The following is an 18,937-nucleotide window of genomic DNA, read 5'->3' as shown; positions in this document are numbered from 1 at the left end:
TGCGGGTGCTGTCGAGGCGGGTGCCGGCGCGGGGCGTGGCGCCGCGGGGCGACGTCGCCGACCCGTCGAGGCGGACGCGGAGGTGCCGTATCCGATGAGGACGTTGCCCGACCCCGCACGCTCCTCCTGCCGGTACGCCTCGTGCTCGGGCTGCGCGGCGGGGGTCTGCGGCGCGGACGTGGTCTCCTCGCTGCCGGGGTCGGCGACCTCCAGCACCGGGGCGCCGACGTCGATGGTGTCGCCGGGAGTGCCGTGCAGCGCCGTCACGACGCCCGCGAACGGCGAGGGCAGTTCGACGACGCTCTTCGCGGTCTCGACCTCGGCGATGGCCTGGTCGGTCGCGATCGTGTCGCCGACGGCCACGAGCCACTGCACGAGGCCGGCCTCGGTGAGTCCCTCGCCGAGGTCGGGGAGGCGGAACACGCGGGTCGCGGTCTTGACAGGCGTGCTCATGCGTCGTCCTCCCAGTGCAGCGTGTCGATCGCGTCGAGCACCCGATCGACGTCCGGCAGGTACCAGTGCTCGAACTTCGGCGGTGCGTACGGGGTGTCGAACCCGGTCACCCGCCGCACGGGGGCCTCCAGGTACTCGAAGCAGCGCTCGAACACCCGGGCCTGGATCTCGGAGGCGACGCTGACGAATCCCGGGGCCTCGGCGATCACGACCGCGCGTCCCGTGGAGCGCACCGCCGCGGTGACCGTCTCGTCGTCGAAGGGGGAGAGGGAGCGCACGTCGACCACCTGCACGCTGCGCCCTTCGCCCGCAGCGACCTCCGCCGCCTCCAGCGCGAGCGGCACGGAGGCCCCGTACGCGAGGAGGGTCACATCGGTGCCGTCCCTGGCGATGCGCGCCGAGCCGATCTCCGCCGTCACCGCGGTGTCGACCTCGCCCTTCGACCAGTAGAGCTTCTTGGGCTCGAGGAAGACCACCGGGTCCGGCGAGGCGATGGCCGCCCGGAGCAGCGAGTAGGCGTCCTGCGGGGTGGACGGGCTCACGACGGTGAGGCCGGGCGTGTGCGCGTAGTACGCCTCGGACGAATCGCAGTGGTGCTCCACGCCCCCGATGCCGCCGCCGAACGGGATGCGGATCACGAGCGGCATGCGCATCCCGCCGCGGGTGCGGTTGCCGAGCTTCGCGACGTGGCTGACGATCTGCTCGAACGCGGGGAGGGCGAAGGCGTCGAACTGCATCTCGACCACGGGGCGCATCCCGTTCATCGCCATGCCGACGGCGGTGCCGATGATGCCGGACTCCGCGAGCGGGGTGTCGAAGCAGAGGTCCTCGCCGAAGCGGGCGGTGAGCCCGTCGGTGATGCGGAAGACGCCGCCGAGGACTCCCACATCCTCGCCGAAGACGACCACGTCGGGGTCGGCGGCGAGGGCGTCGGCGAGAGCGCGGTTGAGAGCGGCGGCCATGGTCATGGTCGTGGTGGTGCCGGCGTCCGTCGGGGCGACGGACGTTTCGTGCTCGGCGATGGTCATCGGGGGCCTCCGGTCGTCATCGTCTCGGCGGGGAGGGAGCGGGTGATCTCGTCCCGGAGGAGCTGCCACTGTTCCTCACGCTGCGGCGAGCGGGTCGCCGTCACGAAGCGGAAGAGGTCTTCCGGGTCGAGCTCCGCATCGGTGTTCAGAGCGGTGCGCATGGCGGCGGCGATCTCCTCCGCACCGGCCGCGAAGCGCGTCTCGGCCTCGTCGTCCAGGGCGCCGGTCGCGGTGAGGTGCGCGCGCAGGCGGAGCAGAGGATCGCGGGCGAGCCAGGCCTGCACCTCCTCGCGTTCGCGGTAGCGGGTGTCGTCGTCGGCGTTGGTGTGCGCCTGCATGCGGTAGGTGTGCGCCTCGACGAGAGAGGGGCCGCCGCCGGCGCGGGCGCGGTCGACGGCCTCCGTGAGCACCGCGAGGACCGCGGCCACGTCGTTGCCGTCGACGCGCTGCCCCGGCATGCCGTAGCCGACCGCCTTGTGGGCCAGGGAGGGCGCGGCGGTCTGCCGGGAGAGGGGGACCGAGATCGCGAACTCGTTGTTCTGCACGAAGAACACGACCGGGACGTGGAACACGGCGGCGAAGTTCATCGCCTCGTGGAAGTCGCCCTCGCTCGTCGCGCCGTCGCCGCAGAGCGCGACCACCACGGTGTCCTCGCCGCGGTGCTTCGCCGCCTGCGCGAAGCCGACCGCGTGCAGCAGCTGGGTCGCGAGCGGGGTGGCCTGCGGGGCGACGCGGTGCGCGCGCACGTCGTAGCCGGAGTGCCAGTCGCCCTTGAGGAGCACCATCGCCTCCGCAGGAGCGACGCCGCGGGCGATCACGGCGACCGAGTCGCGGTAGGTGGGGAAGAGCCAGTCGGTGTCGCCGAGCACCATCGCCGCGGCCACCTGGCAGGCCTCCTGGCCGTGCGACGAGGGGTAGACCGCGAGGCGGCCCTGGCGCACGAGCGCGCCGGCCTGATCGTTGATGCGACGGCCTTCGACGAGGCCGCGGTAGGCCGCCAGCAGGACGTCGGCGGCGGGGAGCGCGTAGGTCTCGTCGGGGAGGGTGGTCCCGTCCTCGGCGATCAGTCGTACCGCGGTGTCCCGCGGGAGCATGTCGTGGGGGTTCATCCGTCCGCCTTCCTTGCCGAACTCGATGAGGACAGCATGCCGCGCGTGCGACACTCATCCAAGATCCGTCGCCGGATCGTGGACGATTGCTCGCCGCGTGCCACAATGGCTTCCGAAGTGTCAGGAATTCCCGGACGCGAGAGGGGTGCCATGGCGGCGCTGGACGAGACGGATCGCGCGATCCTCGCGGAGCTGCGGCGGGATGCGCGGGCGTCCATGACCGCGATCGCCGAGGCGGTGCACATCTCCCGGGCGGGGGCGCATGCCCGCATCAAGCGCCTCACCGACGCCGGGGTGATCACGGGGTACACCGTGCGCACCGACCCCGTGCTGCTGGGGCATCACGCGAGCGCGTACGTGACCCTCGCGATCGAGCAGGCCACGTGGCAGGAGGTGAGCGCGCGGCTCCGGGCGATCCCGGAGATCGAGCACATGGCCCTCGTCGGCGGCGACTTCGACGTGCTGCTGCTCGTGCGTGCCAACGACGCGCGCGACCTGCGCCGCATCGTGCTGGAGGACATCCAGGCGATCCCGTCGATCCGCTCGACGCGGACGATCCTGATCTTCGAGGACTTCGACCGGGCGTGACACTTGTGTCCTGCGACGGGGGTCGTTGGGGTGCGACGGGCGTCGGTGCCGCGGGTCGTGGGTGGGGTGCGGGGGTCGTGCCGGGAAGCGGCGAATTTCGGCGGCGGCATGTTGTGCGGATGGTGTTGTGATGTGGAGGGTTGATCACGGGTCTGTTCGTGTGCAGGAGGAGTCCGTCGCGCGTACTGGAATATCACTCTGAACAGGAGTAATCGGGCCTCGCAATGTCGGTGGCCCTCTGTTGAATCGTCGTATGGAAGGCACCCCGGCAGCGGTTCTCGACGACACGGTCGTCGCTCTCGACGCCGTGCTGCAGTCCGGCACCGTGGGCGCTCTCGATGCCGGGGCGATGATGCACCTGCTGCGGGTCGCGGGCGAGATCCAGCGACGCGTGGAGGCCGTGATCGTGGAGGCGGTCGCGAGCGTCGATCCGCGTCCGGCGGGGTCGGGGGAGCCGGCCTTCTGCGGCCGGTTCGGCTGCCGCTCGATGAACGAGCTGCTGCAGCGGGTGCTCCGCACCGACGGCGCGTCCGCCGCGCGCCTCGTGAAGAGCGCGCGGTTGGTGCGACGCGAGGTCGACCTGTCCTCCGGGGAGTGGCTGCCGGCGCGGTGGCCGGCGCTGCGCGAGGCCCTCCTCGACGGGGCGCTCGGCGTGACCGGGTTGCTGGCCGCGACCGGGCCGATCGAGCAGGCTGGCCCTCGCGTGCGCCTCGCCGACCGCTGGGAGGCGGACGCGTATCTCGCGGAGATCGCTCGCGGCGAGGAGAGCGACGACGAGAACAGTGATGACGCCGAGAACAGTGATGACGCCGAGAGCGAGCCCGGTCCGGCGCCGACACCCGAGGATCTGCGGGTGCGGGCGCAGCTGATCGTGCAGTACCTCGACCCCGACGGTGCGGAGCCCGCGGAAGACATCGCGCTGCGGGCTCGGGGTGTGGTGCTGGGGCGCGCCAAGGACGGCGTGATCCCGGTCCGGGGCGCACTGCTGCCCGAGGTCGCGGGGCAGCTGCAGCGGATCTGGGACGCGTATCTGAACCCGAAGGTCGACGGGCCGCCGCTTCCCGGCGTGCACTTCGTGCCGTCCGCGGAACTCGAGGACTCCGATGCCGAGCGGCGGGACACCGCGGTGTCCCCGGTCGACGATGTGCTGCCGTGCGGCGATCCCGGCGGGATGGTCGATGGGCGCACGCGGGCACAGAAGCAGCACGACGCGCTCGCAGCGGCCCTGGGGATCGCGGCCCGGCACGACGACATGCCGCGGCTGGGTGGTGCCGCCCCGACACTCGTGGTCACGGTCGGCGCCGAGGACTATGCCACGGGGCGCGGCTGGGCGCGGGTCGAGGGCGTCGAGACGCCGGTGCCGACCCGAGTGGCCGCGCACACGGCGTGCGGAGGGACGGTCCAGCGCGTCGTGCTCGGGGCCGGAGGAAGGATCGTCGGGCTCGGGTCGAGCGACCGGATCTTCACCCCCGTGCAGCGCCGGGCGATCGGCGTGCGAGACGGCGAGTGCCTGATCCCCGGGTGTCACGTCCCGGCCGCCTGGTGCGAGATCCACCACGTCACGGAGCACGCGCACGGGGGCCCGACGCACACTGACAACGGGGTCGCGCTCTGCTGGCACCACCACCGCACGCTGGACACCTCGGGGTGGCAGATCCGCATGCGCGGGGGAGTACCGCAGGTGCGAGGGCCGGCGTGGTGGGATCCGAGGCGACGATGGCGCACGCCGCGCCCGGCGCTTCCCGGCTCCCCGGACAGGACGGGGGCCCGATTCGCTCACGCGGGACCGGCTCGGGAGCGCATCCTTCGCGCGGGGACATCTCCGGCGCGCTCCGCGACAAGTGCGGCGGCAAGGGCCGACCGAGAATGAGAAGAAGACCGGCGTCCGCGCCGTGACCCGCTCGAAGGAGAGACACTGATGTCCGATTCCGCCGTTCCCGTAGCCGTCGACTCCGGATCCGCCGATTCCGCGGCGTCCGCCGCTGCGGCGCTGCTCGACCGCATCCAGGCCCCGCAGGGCGAGGGGCGCGAGATCCCCGATGCCGCGACGCGGGAGGTCATCGGACGCGCGCCCGTGGCCACGGTCGCCGACCTCGACGACGCGATCGCCCGCGCGAAGGCCGCGCAGCCCGCGTGGGAAGCGCTCGGACACGAGAAGCGGAGCGCACTCCTCCTGGCCGCGGCCGACGCGATCGACGCGAACGCCGAAGGGCTCGCCTACCTCCTGTCGCGGGAGCAGGGCAAGCCGCTGAACGGCCCTAACGCGCGGTTCGAGCTCGGCGCCTGCTCGGCCTGGCTGCGCACCAACGCGACGACCGTCCTGGAGCCGCAGGTGCTCGTCGACGACGAGACGCTGCACGCCGAGCTCGTCTACAAGGCGGCCGGCGTGGTCGGGGCCATCGGGCCGTGGAACTGGCCGCTCATGATCACGATCTGGCAGATCGGCCCGTCGCTGCGCATGGGCAACACGGTCGTCGCGAAGCCCAGCGAGTACACCCCGCTGAGCGTCCTGGCGATGCTCGCCGTGATGAACGACGTGCTGCCCGCCGACGTCCTCATCGGGGTCTCCGGAGACCGCGAGGTGGGTGCGCGCCTCGCCTCGCACCCCGACATCGCCAAGATCATGTTCACCGGCTCCACCGCGACCGGGCGCCGCATCATCGAGAGCTCCGCGGGCAACCTCGCCCGCCTCACGCTCGAACTGGGCGGCAACGACGCGGGCATCGTGCTCCCCGGCACGGATCCATCGGCCATCGCGGAAGACCTCTTCTGGGGGGCATTCATCAACACCGGACAGACCTGCGCCGCCATGAAGCGCCTCTACGTGCACGACTCCGTGTACGACGAGGTCGTGGACGCGCTCGCCGCCATCGCCGCGCAGGTGCCGATGGGCAACGGGCTCGACGAGGGCAACGTGCTCGGGCCGCTGCAGAACCGCCCGCAGTTCGACATCGTCAGTCGCCTCGTCGACGATGCGCGGAGCCGCGGCGCCCGGATCGTCACCGGTGGCGAGCCGGCCTCCGAGCTCGGCGAGCTGTTCTACCGGCCCACCATCGTCGCCGACATCGACAACGACGCGGCGCTCGTGCAGGAGGAGCAGTTCGGTCCCGCGCTCCCCGTCATCCGGTACAGCGACGTCGACGAGGCCTTCGCGCTCGCGAACGCCCTCGACGTGGGTCTCGGCGCATCGGTGTGGGCGAGCGACCCGGAGGAGGCCCGCGCCGTCGCCGCGCGCATGCAGTCCGGCACGGTGTGGATCAACTCGCACGGCGGGCTGCACCCGATGGTGCCGTTCGGCGGCGTGAAGAGCTCGGGCTACGGGCTGGAGTTCGGCGTCGAGGGGCTCAAGTCCGTCGCCGTCACCCAGGTCGTCTCCGGACCCGGCCGGAAGGCATGAGCGTGACCGCGGCGAACAGCGGCGCGGTGCGCTCCGCGATCGTCGTCGGGGCCGGTACGTCGGGCGCCATCGTCGCGCGGCGTCTCACCGACGCCGGTGTCGCGGTGACGCTCGTCGAGGCGGGCGGCTACGACACGAACCCGGCCATCCACGACCCCTCGCGGGCGGGTGAGCTGTGGCACTCCGCCGAGGACTGGGACTTCTTCACCGTGCCGCAGCCGCACGCGGCCAGTCGTCGGCTGCATCTCCCTCGCGGCAAGGTCACCGGGGGGTCGCACGCGCTGAACGCCATGATCTGGGTGCGCGGCGCGGCCTCCGACTACGACGCGTGGGAGGCGGCGGGCGCGACCGGATGGGGCTGGGCCGAGGTCGAGCCGATCTACGACGCGATCGAGAACGACCTGCTGCCCGTGACCGACGACTACGCGCTCGCGCCCATCCAGGCCTCGATCATCGACGCCGCCGTGGAAGAAGGGCTGCCGCGCAACCCGAACTACAACGGGGGCACGCTCGACGGGGTCTCACAGGAGCAGGTCACGATCAAGGACGGCCGTCGGGTCAACACCTGGACGGCCTACGCGCAGCCCGTCGCCGACCGGATGACGATCCTCACCGGTCGCGCCGTCCACTCGGTGATCGTGCGCGACGGGCGCGCGGTCGGCATCCGGCTGGGGGAGGGCGACGACGCCGAGGAGGTGTTCGCGGACGAGGTCATCCTCTCGGCGGGCGCACTCGGCACTCCTGTCATCCTGCTCCGCTCGGGCATCGGTCCCGCCGACGAGCTGAGTGCCCTCGGCATCCCCGTCGTGGTCGACGCCCCCGCGGTGGGGAAGAACCTGCACGACCACCTCCTCTCCCCGGTGGTCTTCGCGACCGAGAAGAAGCCCGTCGGCCCGCCGCAGCCGGGGGTATCCGTCACGCAGAGCCACCTGTTCTGGCGGAGCCGCGACGGCCTCGCGCAGCCGGACACCCAGCCCATCCACTTCTCCGTGCCCATGTGGGGCGACCTGGAGCCGAAGGGCACCGACGGGTTCACGCTCATGGCGGGCCTGGTGACGCCGTACAGTCGCGGCGAGCTGCGGCTCACGGGTCCCGGCCTCGACGACCTGCCGCACATCGACCTGGCGGCGCTGCAGGATCAGCGAGACGCCGACGCCCTCGCGGCCTCCGTGCGCCAGTGTCGCCGCATCGGCACGCAGCCCGCGCTCGCCGAGGAGTGGGGAGCGGTCGAGGTCTACCCCGGGCCGGACGTGGCGGACGACGACGTGGAGGAGTGGGTGCGCCGCACCGCCATCACCTACCACCACCAGGTCGGCACCTGTCGCATGGGCTCCGACCCGGAGTCCGTGGTCGATCCGCAGCTCCGGGTGCGCGGGATCGAGGGACTCCGGGTGATCGACGCCTCGGTCATGCCGACCGTGCCCACCGGCAACACCAACGCGCCCGCGGCCATGATCGGCGAACGCGGCGCGCGGTTCCTCCTCGCGGACTGAGGGAGGGCGGCGAGGGGACGCGGGGCGATCACGGCATCTGTCGCGTTCGCCCCGCGCTCCGGCGTGTCAGCGCATGACCAGCGTCGCGGCCACGAGCATCAAGGCGACCACGCCGAAGCCGGTCGCGAACACCGTCAGCGCGAGCGGGAGTGCGCCGCCGGGCAGCGGCCCGCGCGCCCGGGCGGTGAGCACCGCGGTCGTCCGGCGCTGCCGACGGCGCGCGGCGATCCAGAGCAGCGCCGCCGTGCCGACGCCCAGCACGCCCGGGACGAGGCCCCATCCCTCGGCGCCGGCAGGCAGCACGAGCGGGAAGACCCGCAGCGACAGCAGCGAGCCGACCGCGATCGCGAGGGCCGTGCGCCGCCAGGCCAGCTCCGTGCGCTCCGGCTGCAGCCCGGGGTCGTACAGATCGGGCGCCGGGGTGTCGGGCGCCGGAGAATCGGGGGCGGTCATCGGCAGGCCTCGTTCAGCGCCACAGCACCCCGGCGAGGACGAGCAGCCCCGTCGTCACGACGACCACGGCGAGCACCACCGCGGACAGCGCGCCGGGCAGCGGTCGTCCCTGCCGCAAGGCGCGTTCGGCACGCATCCACTCGAACCAGGCGAGCGGCGCCACGGCCGTGCCGGCGATCATCAGCAGCAGCGAGGCGGCCAGCCGGAACCCGGGATGCAGGTCGAGGCCGAGGACCTCGAGCGCGACGCCACCCGCGATGAGCGCCAGGCCGGTCCGGGTCCAGGCCAGGAACGTGCGCTCGTTGGCGAGGGAGAACCGGGGATCGGGCTCGTCCCCGACCCGGTAGACGGAGGCGGGGAAGCGGCGCATGCGCCCATCGTACGGCGCGGCGCGCTCAGCGCTCGTGCACCGTGCGCCCGGCGAACCAGGTCGAGACGACCTCGGTGTGCACGATCTCCTCCGCCGGTCCGCCGATCGCATCCCGTTCCAGGATCACGAAGTCGGCCGACTTGCCGGGGGTCAGGGAACCGGTCTCGGCACCGAGCCCCATCGCCGTCGCGGCGTTGATCGTGAAGACCTCCAGCGCCTCCTCGGCCGAGATCGCCTGCTCCGGCCACAGCGTGCCTGCGACGCGGCCGAGCGGATCGGCCCGTGTCACCAGCCCCTGCAGGCCCTCGAGCGTGTTCGGCGACTCGCTCACCGGCCAGTCCGAGCCGCCGGCCACGAGGGCCCCGGCGTCGAGGAGTGCGCGGTTGGGCTGCGAGTGCTCGGCACGCTCTCCCAGCACGTCCGCCAGCGCCTGAGGGATGACGCCCGGGTACCAGATGAACGGGGAGATGTCGGCGGAGACGTCGAGCGCCGCGAGCCGGGGGATGTCGCTCTCCGCGAGGAACTGCCCGTGCGCGATCTGCACCGGCGTCGTGAAGCCCTCGCCGCGCAGGCGCTCGGCGGCATCGAGCACGAGGCGTGCCGACCCGTCGCCGGTGCAGTGCACCTTGGCCCCGAGACCGCGGGCCGCGACGGCCCGCAGCCAGTCGGTGAGCTCGTCGAGGGTCATGGTCGTCTCGCCGTGGAAGTGCGCGCCGTGCACCGGGTCGGCCGGATAGGGGTCGAGGAAGGAGGCGGTGCGAGCGGGCGGCACGCCGTCGAGGAAGATCTTCACGAAGTCCGGGCGATGGCGTGGGGTGCGGAACTCCTCGCCCCGGTCGAGCAGGGGAGCGCCGATGGGGTCGAAGCCGAAGATCTCGTCGTTGATGAGGAGCGAGGAGACCACCCAGGCGTGCAGCTCGTCGGCGCGGTCGAGCCCGGCGAGCGCGGCGAGGATGTCAACGGAGACCCCCGCGTCCTGGAACGCCGTGATCCCGAAGGAGTTCAGCAGCTCGATGCCGCGGCGGGATGCGGCGGCATGCTGCTCCGCGGTGAGTCCGCCGCTGCGGTCGTACGCCTCCTGCACCGGGATGCCCGCGGCTTCCAGGAGCACGCCGGTGGGGGTGCCGTCGTCGGGGTCGAGCACCGTCACCCCGGAGGTCGAGATGCTGCCGGCCGTGATGCCGGCGAGCTCCAGGGCCCGGGTGCTGGCCCAGCGGTTGTGGCGGGAGTCCTCCATGAGCGCCACGGGCCGTCCACCCGCCGCCTCGTCCAGCCGCCGCCGCGTGGCGGTGTCCGCGAGGGTCGGCAGCAGCGTCGTGGCCACGGCGCCGCCGACGATCCAGGCGTCCTCGGGCAGGGTCTGCGCCTTCTCCCGCACCCGGTCGAGGATCTCGTCGAGCGTGAGGGAAGGGGCCAGCGACAGTTCGAAGAGCTCGGTCCGTCCGGCGAGCGCGTGGTGGTTGTGCACGTCCACGAACCCGGGATAGACGGCCGCGTCGCCGACCTCGACGACCCGCGTGCGGCGGCCCCGGAACGCCTCCACGTCGGTGCGGTCGCCGACGGCGAGGATCCGTCCGTCGCGCACGGCGAAGGCCTCGGCGCGCGGGCGAGCCCGGTCGGACGTGCGGATCACGGAGCCGGTGACGAGCAGGTCGGCGACGTCGGTCATGTCAGGCGTCTCCGAAGGTCGCGGGCTCGAGCGCGGGCGTGTGGTGGGTGGTCGACAGCAGGCGGCCGTGCGCGCCGAACGTGAAGTGCGTCGGCACCTCACCCGTCTCGTCCAGACCGAACAGCACGCCGTGGGAGCGGATCGCGTTGACGTCGCGGTGGTCGGCGATCGTCACCGAGGCGCAGGGGATCACCTTCTCGCGCCACGCGAAGACGTAGATCCCGGGGCGCACCTCCCACACGCTGTTCTCGTCGGTGTCGGCGAGCCCGCGCTCCGGACCGGCCAGGCACTGCCACGAGTACCAGCGCGGGGACAGGTACACGTGCTCGTAGGCGTGCTCCTCGCTGTAGACCCACTCCACACGGCGTCCGATGAGCGTGGTGGTGGGGGCGGCCTCGGTGCCGGTGACGTCGGCGCCCTCGATGGTGCCGGGGGCGAAGTGGTGCTGCACCCGGGTGCGGCCCTGCTCGGGTGCGGGGAGGATCTCGGAGATCACCGCGAGGGAGCGTCCGTGCCGCAGGTCGAGCACGAGCGAGACGGCCTCGTTCGGGAGGTAGCGGTGGTGGAACTGCACGAAGTAGAGCTCGTCGTCGACCTCGAACGCCTCGTAGTCGTCGGTGTCAGAGGCGGCCTCCGTGGGGTCCTCGGCCCCGGGCTGGTACTCCCAGGCGACCGTCGGGTCGTCGAAGCGGTGGACGATGCGGGTGCCGCGGGCGTCGACGACGGCGATCTCGCGACCGCTCAGGGCGGTGCTGTGCGGGGCCTTGTTGGCGTCGAAGCCGGGGGCGAGGCCTTCCAGCGGCAGCCAGGTGGAGGTGTCGGCGGGGTTGAGGGTCGTCATGGGGATTCCTTCCTTCGGAGAACGGGGTCGGGCGGACGTCAGCGGTCGCTGAACCGCTCCAGGTCGGTGGCGAGGCCGTCGTAGACGGCGGGCTTCGCGCGGCGGAGGTAGGCGGCGTAGACGATGCCCCCGATCAGCGCGAGCACGAGCAGGAGCGGCATCAGGCGGATCGCGAGCTCCTCGGAGCCGGCCACGATGTTGAAGTTCACGATCGCCAGGATCGAGATGGCCGCGATGCCGAGGAAGCCGATGCCCGGAGCGATGAAGGTGCTCCACCACCGCGGGTCGTTCCGGCGCCGGAAGTACACGACGATCGAGATCGCCGCGAGCCCCTGCAGGATCAGCACGCTGAGGGTGCCGAAGCCCAGCATCGCGGGCACGAGCGTGACGATGGGATCGGCGCCGGCGAGGGCGAACAGGATCGCCACGATCGCCGCGAAGCCGGCCTGCACGATGCCCGCGAGCTGCGGAGCGCCGTTCGGGCGGGTGCGGGCGAGCGCCTGGGGGAGGATCTTCGCGCGACCCAGCGAGTACAGGTAGCGGGTGGCCGAGTTGTGGAAGGCGAGCATCGCCGCGAACAGGCTCACCAGGAGCAGCACCATCATCACAGTCGTGAGCGGGCCGCCCAGGTACTGCTGCGAGAGCGAGAAGATGAGGTCGCCCGTGGGCAGGTGCTCCAGCGCCGTGGCCTGCGCCTGTGCGACGCCGGTCGCGCTCACCACGGCCCAGGTCGTAACGCCGAGGATCACACCGATCGCGATGATCGAGGTGTAGGTCGCCCGCGGGATCGTGCGCAGCGGCTGCTTGGCCTCCTCGCTGAAGAGCGCGGTGGCCTCGAACCCGAGGAATCCGGTCGCCGCGAGCAGCAGGCCGATGGGCAGCGAGCCGGAGAACACCGCCTCCGGGCTGAACGCCGCCACGTCGTAGCCGGTCTGCACGAGCACCGAGATGTCGAACACGACGAGCATGAGCACCTCGAGCACGAGGCACACCCCGAGCACCTTCGAGCTGAAGTCGACGCCGATCCGGGCGAGCACGAAGCAGACGACGATCGACAGCAGGCCCCAGACGAGCCAGTGCACGTCGAGCCCGGTGAGGTCGCGGATGATCGTCTGCATGAAGAAGCCGCTGGTGCCGATCGTGCCGACCACGAAGAAGTTGTAGCCGAGCGTCGCGATGAGGCCCGCGACGAGTCCGCCGGTGCGGCCGAGGCCCTTCACGACGAAGGCGTAGAAGCCCCCCGCGTTCACGAGCTGCTTCGACATCTGGGCGTAGCCGATCGCGAACAGCAGCAGGATGGCCGCGACGAGGAAGAACGACATCGGGGTGCCGCCGCCGTTGCCCAGCGCGATGGCGAGGGAGGCGACGACGACGATCCCGGTCAGCGGCGCGACGGCGGCGAGGACGAGGAAGACGATGCCCGCGACGCCGAGGGCGCCGGGGCGAAGGGAGGTGTGGTGCGGCGTCGTGGGTGCGGAGGTCTGCTCTGCCACGTCGGCTCCTTTGCTCGGGTGACGGCCGTGCGGACACGGCATCGACGACGAGGGGAATCGTCGATAGAGCGAGTCTGCTCGCCGCCTCGTCGCCACGCTTGACCGTGAGCGAAGGACGATGGTGCCACCGCGCACACCCCGCCGGTGGGCGTGCGGCCCCTCCGCCCCGCGGAGCAGGATGACCGGGACGACACCGCTGTCTCGTCGGCGCCGCGCGGCGCCGGACCGCGGTCGGAGGATGCGATGGACCTGCAGCTCGACGGCACGACGGCCCTCGTCACGGGGGCCGCCGGGGGGATCGGCCGTGCCGTCGCCCGGGCGCTCGCCGCCGAAGGGGTGCGGGTCGCGCTGCTGGACCGGGACGCCGCCGCGCTCCGGGACGCGGCGGGGGAGGCCGGCATCGATCCGGTGCTGCTCGCCGCCGACGTCACGGACGAGCCGCAGGTGGCCGCCGCGGTCGACGCGGGTGCCCGGGCGCTGGGCGGTCTCGATGCCGTGGTGTGCGCCGCCGGGATCTCCGGCCCGGTGGGAACGCCGATCGAGGAGACCGCCCTGGAGGCGTGGAACCGTGTCCTCGCCGTGAACGTCACCGGCGCGTTCCTCGTGCTCAAGCACGCGATCCCGGCGCTCCGGGAGTCCGCCGCCGGCTCCGTCGTGCTGCTCGCGAGCGACTCGGCCGTCGTGGCCTCCCCGGGCATGGCCCCCTACGCCGCGTCGAAGGCCGCGCTCGTCCAGTTCGGGAGGGCGCTCTCGGTCGACCTCGCCGGCACCGGGGTGCGGGTGAACGCGGTGTCACCGTCCATCGTCGACACGCCGATGAGCCGGGGCGACCTCGGCGCCGCGGCGTTCGACGAGCCCGCCTTCCCGGTGCAGAGCGCCGACGAGGTCGCCGCGCACGTCGCCTACCTCCTCTCCCTGCGGAGCCGGGCGGTCAACGGCACCACCCTCCTCAGCGACTTCGGGTACACCGCCCGGTCGGGATTCCCCGCCTGACGCGCCCGCGTCCGGCCCCACCGCGCACGCGCGCAGAACACACAGGAGCACACATGGCAACCGTGGTCGGATCGAGCGTCTCCGGACGCGTCGTCGTCATCACCGGAGGCGGCACGGGCATCGGCGCGGCGGTCGCGGAGCGGTTCGCGGCCGAAGGGGCGCACGTCGTCGTGGTGGGCCGCCGCCCCGAGCCGCTGCACGAGGTCGAGCGGGCCGTCGGGGCCTTCCCCGTCGTCGCGGACGCGGCGGACACCGCGTCGGCGCAGGCCGCGATCGCCGAGATCCTCGCGCGGTTCGGCCGGATCGACGTCCTCGTCGCGAACGCCGGGGGACACGGGTTCTCCCCGGTCGCCGAGACCGACGACGCGAGCTGGGACGCCGCGATCCGCGCCAACCTCACCACCGCGTTCGTGATGGCGCGCGAGGCGCTGCCGGCGCTGATCGAGGCCAAGGGGCAGGTGGTGGTCGTCTCCTCGCTGGCCGGGCTCTTCGCGGGGCCGTCGGTGGCCGGATACACGGTCGGCAAGCACGCCCTCATCGGCCTCACCCGGACGCTCGCGCGCGACTACGGGCGTCACGGCGTGCGCGTCAACGCGATCTGCCCCGGGTGGGTGCAGACGCCGATGGCCGACGAGGAGATGGACGAGTTCGCCGCGCACGCCGGTCTCGGCTCCCGCGAGGAGGGGTACGCGACGGTCACCGCCGACGTGCCGCTGCGCCGCCCGGCGCGGCCCGCCGAGATCGCCTCCGTCGTGCGGTTCCTCGGGTCGGGGGAGTCGTCGTACATCACCGGCGCCGTGATCGTCGCGGACGGCGGGTCGCACGTGGTCGACGTGCCGACCATCGCCTTCGACCACGCCGGGATGTAGCGCCGGGTCAGCCAGGTCAGGGTCGAGGGATGGTTCCGGCCCGGCCCCGCGCGTCAGTCGATCCGGAGTTCGAAGCCGTCGTCGGTCGGGACCACGGCGACGTGCGTGAGGTCGTCGACGTGCACGGTCGGGGCGTGGGCCCCGGCGTGCGGACCGATGCCGATCACGCGCATGCCCGCGGCGTGGGCGGCCTGGATGCCGGCGCCCGAGTCCTCGAACACCACGCAGTCCGCGGGATCGATGCCGAGGGTGCGGGCGGCGAGGAGGAAGCCCTCCGGATCGGGCTTCGAGGCCGAGACGTTCTCCGCCGTGACGGCGAGCTCGGGGACCGTGAGCCCGGCCTGGCCCATCCGCGCGGTCATGAGGGCGACGTTGGCCGAGGTGACCACCGCGTGCGGGAACGGCTGCAGCGCGGCGAGCAGGTCCTCGGCGCCCGGGATGCCGATCACACCGTCCACGTCGGAGGCCTCGGTCGCGAGCATGACCTCGTTCTCGCGGAGGTTGATCGCGTGGTCGCGCTCGGGGAGCAGGATCGCCATGCTCTGGTGCCCCTGGCGCCCATGGACGGTGCGGAGCACGGTCTCCGGATCGATCCCGTGCGGCTCCGCCCAGGCGAGCCAGAGGCGCTCCACGACGGCGGTCGAGTCGACGAGGGTCCCGTCCATGTCGAGGAGGGCGGCGCGGGCGTGGAGGATCTCGGTCACTCCCTCAGGCTAACCCCCACGCCGCCGACCCACCCCCTTTCGCGTGCCCCGGCCCCCTGCGCACGTACGCACGGGGCCGGGAGGAACGCAACGGGGTGGGTCGACGGGGAGTCAGCCCCCGAGGTAGGCGCGGTGGAGGAGGGCGGGGTCGTCTTGGAGGGCCTGCGGCGCGCCCTGGAACGACACACGGCCGCCGGCGACGACCACCGCCTCCTGCGCGAGACCGAGAGCGAGCTGCGTGAACTGCTCCACCAGCAGCACCGCCACCCCGGACTCCGCGATCGACGACACGATCGGCATCAGGCGCAGGAACACCACCGGCGCGAGGCCCAGGGACATCTCGTCGATGAGCAGCACCCGGGGTTTCGCCGCGAACGCCCGTGCCAAGACCACCATCTGCTGCTCCCCACCCGACAGCAGCGCCGTGGGGGAGTCGATGCGCTTCTCCAGCTCCGGGAACTGCGCGAGCACGGCCTCGATCTCCCCGGCGGTGCGCGCCGTGAGGGAGAGGTTCTCGCGCACGGTCAGCGACGGGAACACGGCCCGCCCCTGCTCGATGTGCACGATGCCGCGCCGGGCCCGCGCCACGCGGGAGAGCCGGTCGATCGGATCCCCGTCCAGCAGGATCGACCCCGCCGAGTGCGGCGTCACGCCGGACACCGCCTCGATCAGGCTCGTCTTGCCCGCCCCGTTGGGTCCGACCAGGGCCAGGACCTCGCCCCCGGCGACCCGCAGCGAGACGTCCGAGATGACCGGCCCGGCACCGCGGCTCACCGTGACGCCGTCCAGCACCAGTGCGCTCATTTCAGCAGCTCCGTCTCTCCCATGTACGCCTTGACGACGTCGGGGTTCGCGAGGACCTCCGCCTGCGGGCCGCTCGCCAGGACCCGGCCGAAGTCGAGGACCGTGAGGGTCGGGCACACCGAGCGGACGAGGTCCAGGTCGTGCTCGATGATGATGAGGGCCACGCCGTAGCGCCCGGGGAGTTCGCGGAGGCGAGCCGCGAGCGCCAGATGCTCCTCGTGCGAGAGGCCGGCGGCGGGTTCGTCGAGGATGAGCAGGCGCGGGCGGGCGGCGACGTTCGCCGCGACCTCCACGAGCCGCCGGGTGCCGACGTCGACGCTCGAGAGGCGCGCCCGGCCAGGAGGGCACCCGAAGAACGCGAGGACCTCGTCGATGTCCGCCGCGGCGAGCCGCCGCCTGGCCACGAAGCGCACATAGCCGCCCACGGTCAGCGCCGGAGGGACGCGGTCCTGCTGGAAGGTCCGTCGCAGTCCGAGTCGCGCACGCCGGGTGGGGGAGAGGCCAGCCAGGTCGCGGTCGCCGAGCAGCACGCGGCCCTCGTGCTGGGGGAGGAAGCCGCTGATGGCGTCGACGAAGGTCGACTTCCCGGCGCCGTTCGGACCGATGAGCCCCATGATCGAGGCGGCGGGCACCGTGAACGAGACGTCGTCGAGGGCCGTGAGCGCCCCGAACTGCACGGTCAGACCGTCGACCGTGAGCACCGGGGCGCCGTCGAGGGCGGCCTCGTCGACGGTGGCCGTCGTGGTCGTGGTGATCGCCGTCGCACCGGTCCCCGCGTCGGGTGGGAGCGCCGTGAGCTCCGCGGTGGCCGTGCGCCGGTCGGCCCGTCGGTACAGGAGGTTGCGGATGCCCTGGCCGAGGTTCGTGCCGCTCGTGAGCGCCTGCACCCCCAGCACGCCGAACACGACGAAGCCCCAGTCCTGCGGCACGCCCCAGCGCTTGAGCAGCTCCGGCACGAGCACCCAGAGCAGTCCGCCGAAGATGGCCATGTCGATGAGGTGCGCGCCGGACATGATGGCCAGCACGTACAGGGCGAGGGACTGCAGCGGTGTGAAGCTCGAGGCGAAGGGGAGCTGCACCTGTCCGGCGAGCAGCCCGCCGGAGATGCCGCCGAGGGCCGCCGACACCGCGAACGCCGTGAGCTTCGCGGTGCGCACGCTCTGCCCGGCCGCGGCCGTGCCGCGCTCGGAGAACGCGACGGCCTTCCAGCTCGCGCCCCACCGTCCGCGCTGCAGGAAGAACACCGCCAGGCCGCAGACGGCGAGCACGACGATGGAGAGGAAGAAGAACTCCCGGTCGCTCCCGAACAGCTCCGGGCGCTCGATCGCGATGCCGTCCGCGGAGCCCGGGAACTGGATCTGCACGAGCGTGACGTCGGCCGCCGCGGCGAAGCCGAGCGTCACCACCGCCAGGTTCACCCCGCGCAGCCGCAGGGCGGGGAGCCCGACGAGGATGCCGACGAGACCGGCCGCGACACCGCCGAGCACGAGCCAGACCAGGAACCCGCCCGGCGCCTGCATCACGTTCAGCAGCGAGACGATCCAGGCCCCGACCGCGGCGAACGTGAGCTGGCAGAGGGCGATCATCCCGGCCGATCCGGTCACGATGCCGAGGCCGAGGATCGCGATCGCGGCGGTGACGGCGCTGATCGCGAGGAAGACGAAGTAGCCGGGAAGGGCGGCGCTGAGGAGCGCGCCCACGCCGATGCCGACGAGGGCGACGGCGAACGGCCAGGTGATCCGGAACCAGGGGCGGTCAGCGAGCGGCATCCCACACCTCCTTGCGTTGCGTCCAGAGCAGCAGGACGACGATGAACAGGAACGGCAGGAAGTTGCGCACGAGCGCCACTTCGTCGATCTGCGCGACGAGCCCGCCGAGGACGCCGAGGAGCAGCCCGCCGACAACGGCGAGGTCGAGCCGGCGGAAGCCGCCCAGGAGCGCGGCCGCCGCCGCGGGGACGATGAGCATGGACAGGCTCGTGGCGTCGTTCGACTGCGAGGGCGCGACGATGATGATCGCGATGGCGCTGATGATCCCGGTGACGAACCAGACGGCGATCGACAGGGGCCGGGAGCGGATGCCGAGCAGCTCCGCCGTGGTCGGCCGCTCCGACAGCGCGCGCAGCTGGGTGCCGACCCGGGTGCGGCGCAGCACGATGCGGACGGCGACGGCGGTGACGACGGCCATCGCCACCGTTGCGACGGTGACCTGGCTGATCACCACGCCGCCGAAGGAGAACGCGGGGCCGGCGATGATCGGGGTGAACGGCTGCGGCTTGTTGCCGAACAGGATGAACGACAGCGAGATGAGCAGGAGGAGCGGGCCGACCGTCATGGCGGAGCGGGTCGTCGTCGAGGCCTCCGACAGCCAGGTCGCGGCGATGAACCCGATCGCCGCGGCGAGCACGCCCGCGACGAGGACCCCGAGGATCGAGCCCAGCCAGATGGGCAGCCCGATCTCACGGACGAACCACACGGCGGTGAACGCGCCGAACATGCCGGTGGCGGCCTGGGCGAAGTTCACCACGCGCACGAGGCGCGACATGAGGGTGAGGCAGACGCCGAGGACGGCGTAGAGGCCGCCGGCGGCGAGACCGGCGATGGCGCCTTGGAGCATCAGGCGTCCTTTCTGGTGAGGGGCCCTTCGACAGGCTCAGGGACCCAGCGGGGGTCG

General features: G+C 72.6%; 18 protein-coding genes. 6 read left to right on the top strand and 12 right to left on the bottom strand.

Going from position 1 to position 18,937, the window contains the following annotated elements:
• The 3 genes from DW296_RS01815 to DW296_RS01805 all read right to left on the bottom strand — a co-directional run.
• Nucleotides 1–453: biotin/lipoyl-containing protein (locus tag DW296_RS01815; RefSeq protein ID WP_342588944.1), on the bottom strand; the 453-nt coding region annotated here is incomplete at its 3' end.
• On the bottom strand, nt 450–1,481 hold the full coding sequence (locus DW296_RS01810; protein WP_168428960.1) for an alpha-ketoacid dehydrogenase subunit beta: 1,032 nt from the start codon (nt 1,479–1,481) through the stop codon (nt 450–452). The genes DW296_RS01815 and DW296_RS01810, both read right to left, overlap by 4 nt.
• Nucleotides 1,478–2,590 carry a thiamine pyrophosphate-dependent enzyme gene (locus DW296_RS01805; RefSeq protein ID WP_136050840.1) on the bottom strand — a complete coding sequence of 371 codons (1,113 nt, stop codon included), beginning with the start codon at nt 2,588–2,590 and terminating at the stop codon, nt 1,478–1,480. The genes DW296_RS01810 and DW296_RS01805 overlap by 4 nt, the downstream gene beginning before the upstream one ends.
• 150 nt (nt 2,591–2,740) lie before the next feature.
• On the opposite strand from DW296_RS01805, the gene DW296_RS01800 reads away from it, so the two are divergent.
• From DW296_RS01800 to DW296_RS01785, 4 genes are all read left to right on the top strand, one after another.
• On the top strand, nt 2,741–3,178 hold the full coding sequence (locus DW296_RS01800) for an Lrp/AsnC family transcriptional regulator (protein ID WP_071327392.1): 438 nt from the start codon (nt 2,741–2,743) through the stop codon (nt 3,176–3,178).
• Between the two features lie 253 nt (nt 3,179–3,431).
• Nucleotides 3,432–5,048, top strand: coding sequence for an HNH endonuclease signature motif containing protein (locus tag DW296_RS01795; RefSeq protein ID WP_136050839.1), 1,617 nt, complete (start codon nt 3,432–3,434; stop codon nt 5,046–5,048).
• Between the two features lie 48 nt (nt 5,049–5,096).
• Nucleotides 5,097–6,575 carry an aldehyde dehydrogenase family protein gene (locus tag DW296_RS01790; RefSeq protein WP_240742952.1) on the top strand — a complete coding sequence of 493 codons (1,479 nt, stop codon included), beginning with the start codon at nt 5,097–5,099 and terminating at the stop codon, nt 6,573–6,575.
• A complete protein-coding gene (locus DW296_RS01785) occupies nt 6,572–8,068 on the top strand; it encodes a GMC family oxidoreductase (RefSeq protein ID WP_136050838.1) in 1,497 nt (498 codons plus the stop codon). The genes DW296_RS01790 and DW296_RS01785 overlap by 4 nt, the downstream gene beginning before the upstream one ends.
• 66 nt (nt 8,069–8,134) lie before the next feature.
• On the opposite strand, the gene DW296_RS01780 is transcribed toward DW296_RS01785, so the two are convergent.
• Genes DW296_RS01780 through DW296_RS01760 form a run of 5 tightly spaced genes read right to left on the bottom strand, consistent with a single transcriptional unit; the run spans nt 8,135 to nt 12,894 of the window.
• A complete protein-coding gene (locus DW296_RS01780) occupies nt 8,135–8,521 on the bottom strand; it encodes a DUF202 domain-containing protein (protein ID WP_136050837.1) in 387 nt (128 codons plus the stop codon).
• 13 nt (nt 8,522–8,534) lie between these two features.
• Complete coding sequence (locus DW296_RS01775; protein WP_025103854.1) at nt 8,535–8,891, bottom strand: YidH family protein; 357 nt, start codon at nt 8,889–8,891, stop codon at nt 8,535–8,537.
• Nucleotides 8,892–8,916: 25 nt separating this feature from the next.
• Nucleotides 8,917–10,560, bottom strand: coding sequence for an amidohydrolase (locus tag DW296_RS01770; RefSeq protein WP_136050836.1), 1,644 nt, complete (start codon nt 10,558–10,560; stop codon nt 8,917–8,919).
• A 1-nt stretch (nt 10,561) separates the two neighbouring features.
• Nucleotides 10,562–11,401: a molybdenum cofactor biosynthesis F family protein gene (locus DW296_RS01765; protein ID WP_136050835.1), complete on the bottom strand. Its 840-nt coding sequence runs from the start codon at nt 11,399–11,401 to the stop codon at nt 10,562–10,564.
• Between the two features lie 38 nt (nt 11,402–11,439).
• Complete coding sequence (locus DW296_RS01760; protein WP_071327387.1) at nt 11,440–12,894, bottom strand: APC family permease; 1,455 nt, start codon at nt 12,892–12,894, stop codon at nt 11,440–11,442.
• 243 nt (nt 12,895–13,137) lie between these two features.
• Here DW296_RS01760 and DW296_RS01755 point away from each other — a divergent pair, with 243 nt between their 5' ends.
• On the top strand, nt 13,138–13,887 hold the full coding sequence (locus tag DW296_RS01755; RefSeq protein WP_136050834.1) for an SDR family NAD(P)-dependent oxidoreductase: 750 nt from the start codon (nt 13,138–13,140) through the stop codon (nt 13,885–13,887).
• 53 nt (nt 13,888–13,940) lie between these two features.
• Complete coding sequence (locus DW296_RS01750; RefSeq protein ID WP_136050833.1) at nt 13,941–14,756, top strand: SDR family NAD(P)-dependent oxidoreductase; 816 nt, start codon at nt 13,941–13,943, stop codon at nt 14,754–14,756.
• A 53-nt stretch (nt 14,757–14,809) separates the two neighbouring features.
• Here DW296_RS01750 and DW296_RS01745 read toward each other — a convergent pair whose 3' ends face one another.
• The 4 genes from DW296_RS01745 to DW296_RS01730 form a co-directional block, all read right to left on the bottom strand.
• Nucleotides 14,810–15,460, bottom strand: coding sequence for an HAD-IA family hydrolase (locus tag DW296_RS01745; protein ID WP_136050832.1), 651 nt, complete (start codon nt 15,458–15,460; stop codon nt 14,810–14,812).
• A 111-nt stretch (nt 15,461–15,571) separates the two neighbouring features.
• Nucleotides 15,572–16,264, bottom strand: coding sequence for an ABC transporter ATP-binding protein (locus DW296_RS01740; protein WP_136050831.1), 693 nt, complete (start codon nt 16,262–16,264; stop codon nt 15,572–15,574).
• Nucleotides 16,261–18,033 (bottom strand): branched-chain amino acid ABC transporter ATP-binding protein/permease, encoded by a 1,773-nt coding sequence (locus DW296_RS01735; RefSeq protein ID WP_136050830.1) that lies wholly within the window; start codon nt 18,031–18,033, stop codon nt 16,261–16,263. Before DW296_RS01735 ends, DW296_RS01740 begins: the two co-directional genes overlap by 4 nt.
• Nucleotides 18,020–18,880, bottom strand: a complete 861-nt coding sequence (locus DW296_RS01730) for an ABC transporter permease subunit (protein WP_025103865.1) — start codon at nt 18,878–18,880, stop codon at nt 18,020–18,022. The genes DW296_RS01735 and DW296_RS01730 overlap by 14 nt, the downstream gene beginning before the upstream one ends.
• Nucleotides 18,881–18,937: the final 57 nt, after the last annotated feature.

The organism is Microbacterium sp. K36 (assembly GCF_004794355.1).
GTDB lineage: Bacteria > Actinomycetota > Actinomycetes > Actinomycetales > Microbacteriaceae > Microbacterium > Microbacterium paraoxydans_D.
Note: the sequence above shows the minus strand (reverse complement) of the source record. Positions and strands in the feature narration are given on the sequence as shown.